This window comes from Bacteroidales bacterium (assembly GCA_029210725.1).
Taxonomy (GTDB): domain Bacteria; phylum Bacteroidota; class Bacteroidia; order Bacteroidales.
In genome coordinates, this window is record JARGFM010000059.1 from 1 (window position 1) to 6,642 (window position 6,642).

5 protein-coding genes are annotated in these 6,642 nt (G+C 45.3%); 2 read left to right on the forward strand and 3 right to left on the reverse strand.

The genetic code is table 11. The features are described from left to right. The coding region (locus P1P86_16480; protein ID MDF1576783.1) for a hypothetical protein at positions 1 to 253 on the reverse strand (253 nt) is incomplete at its 3' end. A gap of 253 nt (positions 254 to 506) precedes the next feature. Here P1P86_16480 and P1P86_16485 point away from each other — a divergent pair. Next, positions 507 to 1,520, forward strand: coding sequence for a hypothetical protein (locus tag P1P86_16485; protein ID MDF1576784.1), 1,014 nt, complete (start codon positions 507 to 509; stop codon positions 1,518 to 1,520). Positions 1,521 to 1,540: 20 nt separating this feature from the next. Beyond that, the gene (locus tag P1P86_16490; protein ID MDF1576785.1) at positions 1,541 to 2,542 is read left to right on the forward strand and encodes a T9SS type A sorting domain-containing protein; all 1,002 of its coding nucleotides are present in this window, start codon (positions 1,541 to 1,543) and stop codon (positions 2,540 to 2,542) included. 62 nt (positions 2,543 to 2,604) lie between these two features. Here P1P86_16490 and P1P86_16495 read toward each other — a convergent pair whose 3' ends face one another. Next, complete coding sequence (locus P1P86_16495; protein MDF1576786.1) at positions 2,605 to 4,473, reverse strand: CocE/NonD family hydrolase; 1,869 nt, start codon at positions 4,471 to 4,473, stop codon at positions 2,605 to 2,607. Between the two features lie 195 nt (positions 4,474 to 4,668). Next, positions 4,669 to 6,591, reverse strand: coding sequence for a glycosyltransferase (locus P1P86_16500; GenBank protein MDF1576787.1), 1,923 nt, complete (start codon positions 6,589 to 6,591; stop codon positions 4,669 to 4,671). Positions 6,592 to 6,642: the final 51 nt, after the last annotated feature.

A 6,642-nucleotide genomic window follows, 5' to 3' on the forward strand; every position in this document is an offset into this window, starting at 1 on the left:
CAAAAAGTAAAGATTGCCCAAATATCTTTGCTTGCAGAGTTCTCAGTAACATCTTTCTGTTCTCTTTATCAGCAAGTAATGGCTCGCTTCCCAGGTAAAGGATGCTTTGCTGCTTGACTTTTCCATCTATCCTGGATGCTTGCACAAGTTGATATTGGAAAAATGCTTTTCCGTTTTTGGCATTCCTCTTTTTTACTTGCCTGATAAACATAGCGGCAATATATGAAAAAGATCCATGCAATACAAACACCATACATCACTACAAACGGTATTCTCCAGGAAAAACCCTCTGGAAGGCCTATAAAATCGTTGAATAATCCTTGAAAATTATGTGATTTTTGTACTTTTCTTGCTTTCCTTACCAAGTTGGGTTAAATTTATAAAGTGGAAATCCGGATTTGACTTAAGTCTGGCAGTCACTATCCCAGGAGCCATGTTTCACATGGTTGAAGTTGCTCTTTCGTGCACAGCACATTCGCTACCAAGGCTATTAAAACACTAACTACATGAAGGAATTTGCTATGAGGAAACTATTGCTTTTACTGCTCTTGTCTGCACTATGGTGCAACACTCTGGAAGCTCAGAATTTGCATCGTGTCAATAACAACACTGATTTCGATGCCGACTTCACGACCCTTCAGGCCGCTGTCACTGCTGCCTCAAACAACGATACCATTTACGTGGAGGGTTCGGCCACCGAATATGCGGGAACCACGATTAACAAGCCACTTACCCTTATCGGTCCCGGATTCTTCCTGGGCGAAAACCCCAAGACACAGGCTAACAATGTTCCGGCGACATTTAACAGCAACATCATTTTTGCCAGTGGTTCGGAGGGGAGCAGCATCATGGGATGCCGCTTATTAGGTGTGGACCTGGAAATCAGTGTGAGCGATATTACGGTAATCAGAAACTATTTACATAATGCTGAATTTACGGGCAACAGTGACAACATTCTGCTTTCACAAAATTATGTCTACAACCTGATCAATGCCGGTTTGGGAGTCATTACAAATACCATTATAACAAACAATATCATTCGGGGCCAGATAAATTCAGAAGCTTCGAGTGGGCCATTGATCGTCGCAAACAACGTTTGTTTTACCAGCAACTGGACTTTCCCCATTGATGTGCATAATGCCAGCATCCAAAACAATATTCTGACCGGAGGCTATGCTACCATTCGTGAAAATACCGGCAATACCATTTCCTACAACATTATGTATACGGATGGCACCGATGTCAGCGGGAATCAGTATAACATCGACATGGATCTGGTATTTGCAGATTTTACCGGCGCATTGGATCTGAGTACAGACGGCAAATGGGAATTGAAGGCAGGTTCTCCAGCCATTGCTGCGGGTTTAAGCGGCGCAGATTGTGGGGCCTTTGGCGGACCGACTCCCTATGTATTATCGGGTGTACCCAACCTGCCGCATATATACGAAGCTGAAGTTCCGGCATCGGCCACCTCTGATTCGGGACTTCAGGTGAGTATCAAGGTGAAGAGCGGAGAATAAATTTCGCAAAACAAACAGAAATGAAAAAGGCAACAATCTTATTCATACGCTTATTCGTTCCGCTTGTTATATATGCCCAGAATATTGAATATGCGGAATTCTTTATCGACTCCGACCCGGGTTACGGAATGGCCACTCCCATTACAGTATCATCAGCAGGAAGCGATATCTCCCTGAATTTCAGCGAAGATCTTTCTTCTCTTCAGCAGGGGATCCATTACCTGGGAATCAGGGTCCGGGATGATCTGGGAGGATGGAGCCAGGGAGCTAACACACTTTTCTATCTGGTGAAAACAACAGATGTCATTGGGAGCAACATTGACCGGGCCGAATACTTTATGGATACCGATCCTGGATTTGGAATGGCCGTATCCATCCCGGTTCCTGCTCCGGGAAATGACCTGGCTCTTCAGCTGAACCCGGGGCTCTTGGGTCTGGATCAGGGCTTGCACTACATTCAGTTCAGGGCAAGGGATGTTTCAGGGCGATGGGGATCTGTCATAAATGCGATCTTCTTATTGGTTGAACTGCCAAGTTCGGTCGAATCAGACATACAACAAGTGGAATACTTTATTGATACCGATCCGGGATATGGTCTTGGAACTGCCGTAACACTGCCTTCAGCTGGAAGCGATCTGAGCATCGATTTCTCCGTTTCCTTGAGCGGATTAAGCGATGGGGATCATGTCCTATATATCCGGGCTGAAAACGGCATGAATAAGTGGGGCCTGATTTATGCAGAAAGCTTTGTCTACAGCAGTACCGGAATTGGGAAGGAGGGAATAAGCCCCCTGTTTAAAATCTATCCAAATCCGTCCGGTGGTCTGATGCAGGTCGAATGGTCGGGACAGGCACCTGATGGTTTAATAATCAGGTTGATGGACATGAACGGTAAACTTTTGTATGAAACCATATGCCCTGACAAGACCTGCGAATTGGATCTGGATTTGTCAGGGGGTATGTACCTGTTGAACATCGAAAACTCAGAGCAAAGTATCACTCAAAAAATTATCATAGAATAGCCAGGCGGCTCCGTCTTGAAGCCCCTTATTGATTATCAGTATTTTAATCCGGAATTCCTCTATTACCTTAATACAGGCAGTTTCAGATGAGTGGGATATTCCCCTGAGCGGTAAATCCTGTGGATGGCTTTTTGAAAGGCATCTTCCCCGCATTCGTAGATATTGGTGAAGCTCTGCGGGTTCCGGTCGAACAGGGGAAACCAGCTGCTCTGGATTTGTATCATGATGCGGTGTCCCTCTTTAAAGGTGTGGTTCAGATCAGGAAGCGTGAATTTCACCCTGCTCACCTTGCCGGGCTCAAAGGGTTCCGGTTTTTCGAAGCTGTTGCGGTACTTTCCTCTGAAGATATCAGCCCTGATCAGCATCTGATATCCTCCAGGCTCAATATCCCGCTGATTCAGCACATGCCGATTTACGGTATCCGGAAATACATCAATCAATTTAACCACCCAGTCGGCATCGGTCCCTGTGGTAGAGACAAAAAGCTCCGCTTCCACCGGACCGGCAAGGGTGACAGCCTCCTGCAATTCATCCCCTTTATAAACAAGCACATCGGGACGGGTCGAGGCAAAACGTTGGTCTTCAGACAGGTACTGTCCGTTATAAAAGGAGCGTGCACTGAGAAAGGGGGCCGTATAGGGTACCGGTTTGTGAGGATCACTGACAAATTCATCATACGATTCCGTCTGATCCCTTGGATCGTTCCAGGACAGGGCGCCTCCTTCAGCAAGCCAGATCCCTTTCATCCTGGTATTCGCTGGGGGCCAGGTATCGTAACTCTTCCACTGCATAAGGCCTGTATCATAGACCCAGGCCTCGGGAAGATCCAGGCTGCCTTTCTGTTTCAGATAGTACCTGAAAAATGGGTATTCTATCTCATGCAGATAAAAATATTTGTTTTTTTCCCTGAAAGGGATCAGGCTCGGATTGTTGTATTCGGGAAAGTTCCAGCCGCCATGGGTCCAGGGACCCATGACCAGAATGTTGAAGGTGCCGGGATTGTTCTTTTCTATGGTTTTATAGGTGTGCAGGGCCCCTGAGAGATCTTCGCCATCGTACCACCCCCCGACTGTCAGCACAGCAGGAGAGATCTCCTTCAGGTGGGGCAGGGTGCTTCTCTCCTGCCAGAACTTGTCATAATCGGGATGTTCAGTGAACTGGTTCCAGAAATTGATGGTACCGTGAAGGTATTTTTCGTTGGCATTTTTTACCGGTCCCATTTCCAGAAAGAAGTGGTAGGCATCTCCTGAGGAATATGTGAGCCTGGATCCTCTTTGGGTGGTAGGCCCGGGTCGCTTCTGTCCGAATACCTGGAAAAAGTTGAAGCTCAAAGGCAGGGTAAATGCCCCGTTGTGGTGCATATCGTCCCATAAAAACCAATCTGAAATGGGAGCCTGCGGACTGGTACAGACCATGGCAGGATGGGCATTGATCGATCCCATAACCGTATAGAATCCCGGATAAGAAACTCCGTACATTCCCACTTTCCCGTTGTTATTCTCGATATTCCGGATCAGCCACTCCACGGTATCCCAGGTATCTGTGGTTTCATCCACGTCCTTATTATCCCGGTACCTGCCCAGGACAGGACGCATATCCATAAACTCTCCCTCCGACATAAATTTACCCCTGACATCCTGGAATACAAAGATATATTTATCTTTCTCCAGTCGGTTGTTGGGCGATAAGCTGTTTCGAATTCTTTCCCCGTATGGCCCGATGGAGTAGGGGGTTCTCTGCATCAGTATGGGATATGACTTCGATTTATCTTTTGGGGAGTATACAATCGTGAACAGTCTGACGCCATCTCGCATCTCTATCCGGTATTCGGCTTTCTCATAGTTTTGTTCCACAAAAGTATCCTGTCCTGAAAGAGGAAGGAGGATCAAACTAACGAGCGTCCAAAGGGAGATGTTCCTGTTCCTGGTCATGATTCCTGTTTCTTTGTTTGGTATCCTAAGATAAAGATTTACTCCATATTATTTCTTCCCTGAGGTTCTTCAAAAAGCAACCTGTATAATAAATCTCCGGAATCATCATTTGAAAAGAAGAACATTAAGAATAGGTTTGTAGGCCAGCCAGGTGAGCTACATAGTATTAGCGCCGAAATTATGAAATCTGTGCGCTTATTCCTGTCCCAGTATCCAGGCTTTCTCCATAGCAGGGTCTATGCGTATTTGTTCAAGCATATTTCTGGCATCCTGCATGGATGTTGAGGAGAACATTACGACTCTGGCTAATGTCTTATCGGACTGTATTATTTCGGGATCGAAGCCTTGCACCCTTAATTTATTCAGCATGCGTTCGGCATTTTCCTGGGATCGAAAACTACCGGCAATAATATAGTAGTTTTTTGTGTGGTCAGGAGTAAAGACAGGAGTCACCCTTGCTTCTGATGCAGGTTCCTCCGGTACATTAACGGCTTGTAAGCTGCTTGTGTTTTCCTTTTTTTCTTCAGGTATAAGAACTACCTCCTTACCGGCTGAAGTTGATAAATCTCTTCTCAGTAATGGACCCGGTTTCCCTAAAAAGAGCACCCAAATAAGTGCAAATGAGAATAGCATAGCTCCAGCAATACTATATGCCAATCGCCGTGTATGAAGCGTTTCCAGTGACAAATCGCTGAATCTCTTCCTGGTTGGTTCCATGCCAAATCCTTCCCTTTTCTGTTTACCCCAGGCAGACTTATTCAGGAGTTTATCAATATTCCCTTTAATGTTCATAACTAATACAGCAGGATGGTAAAATATGGGTTCAAGAAACACAGTCAGCACTAGTTTCAAAACATCCCTTCTCTTTTCGTATTTATGGAAAGTGATCTCTTCAAAAAGAACGGAATAAATGGAGAGGGAGACAGCGAAAAAATATACAAATCCCAGCAATAACAGGAAAAACATTACATTCAGCTTACCAAGGATAAGCAGGGTGGTAAAAATCAAGATACCGATGAATTCAATGATAGGTGCCAGCCATTCAAACAGGAGCCAGTAAGGATATCCAAGCATCCCCAGTTTCCCGTATTTTTTGTTCAGGAAGAGCTTCCTGTGTGTAAAAAGTGTCTCGATGGTGCCCCGAGTCCATCGGCTTCTTTGCCGGGCCAGAGATTTCAGTGTGGAGGGGACTTCGGTCCAGCAAAGCGGATCAGGAATATACTCCACTTTGTAAGGGATTCCCTGTTCAGCCATGTACCTTCTGATCCTAACTACCAGTTCCATGTCTTCACCAACGGTCTTGGTGCTGAATCCTCCGGCATTAATGACAACCTCCCGTTTGAACATGCCCAGGGCTCCAGAAATTACCAATAGCCCGTCAAGTTCGCTCCATGCAATTCGTCCAAGAAGGAAAGAACGAGTATATTCCAGGACCTGGGCGCGGGGGAGCCATCTTCTTGGCACTTTGATCTTCGTTATCTTACCGCCTGAGATTTCACAATTATTGGCGATCCGGATCACACCACCTGCGCCGATCATCACCTTATCCTTATCCTCAAGAAAAGGTTTTACAAGTTTTATCAGCGTGTCCTGTTCCATAATGGAATCTGCATCAACACAAACAATCAGGTCATTCTTGGAAACGTTCAATCCTGCATTCAGGGCGTCCGATTTCCCACCGTTCACCTTATCCACAATCGTTAATCTGTTGAAGGACTTGTTCCGACTTTTGTAGACACCTCTTACCCGCTGGCATGAAAGCCGGTAATCAAAATAGAAATTTACCTTTTCAAGTTCGTAGGCTTCGATAATCTTATCAAGGGTATTGTCGTTACTTCCATCATTAATCACAATTATCTCATATTTATTGTAATAGAGAGACAGAAGCGTGCGAATATTGTCAACGATGGAGGTGCTTTCATTGAAGGCGGGTGCAATTACTGAGACGGTTGGTACAAGTGGTGAAGTGATGATGGAGTTGTAGTCAACATAACTATTCTTGCGAAGGTACTTTCTGAGCGCAATGAAGCAGGGCGGTGCTATCTTCGTAAAATTTTTAAAAACTTTTATTATGAGTGCACATGAAAAAATTCCAAAGGACTTTTTTAAGCAGTTCAAAAACAAGGAGGACTTTCATTCCTTCTTTAATGACCTTTTTAAACAGGGGGT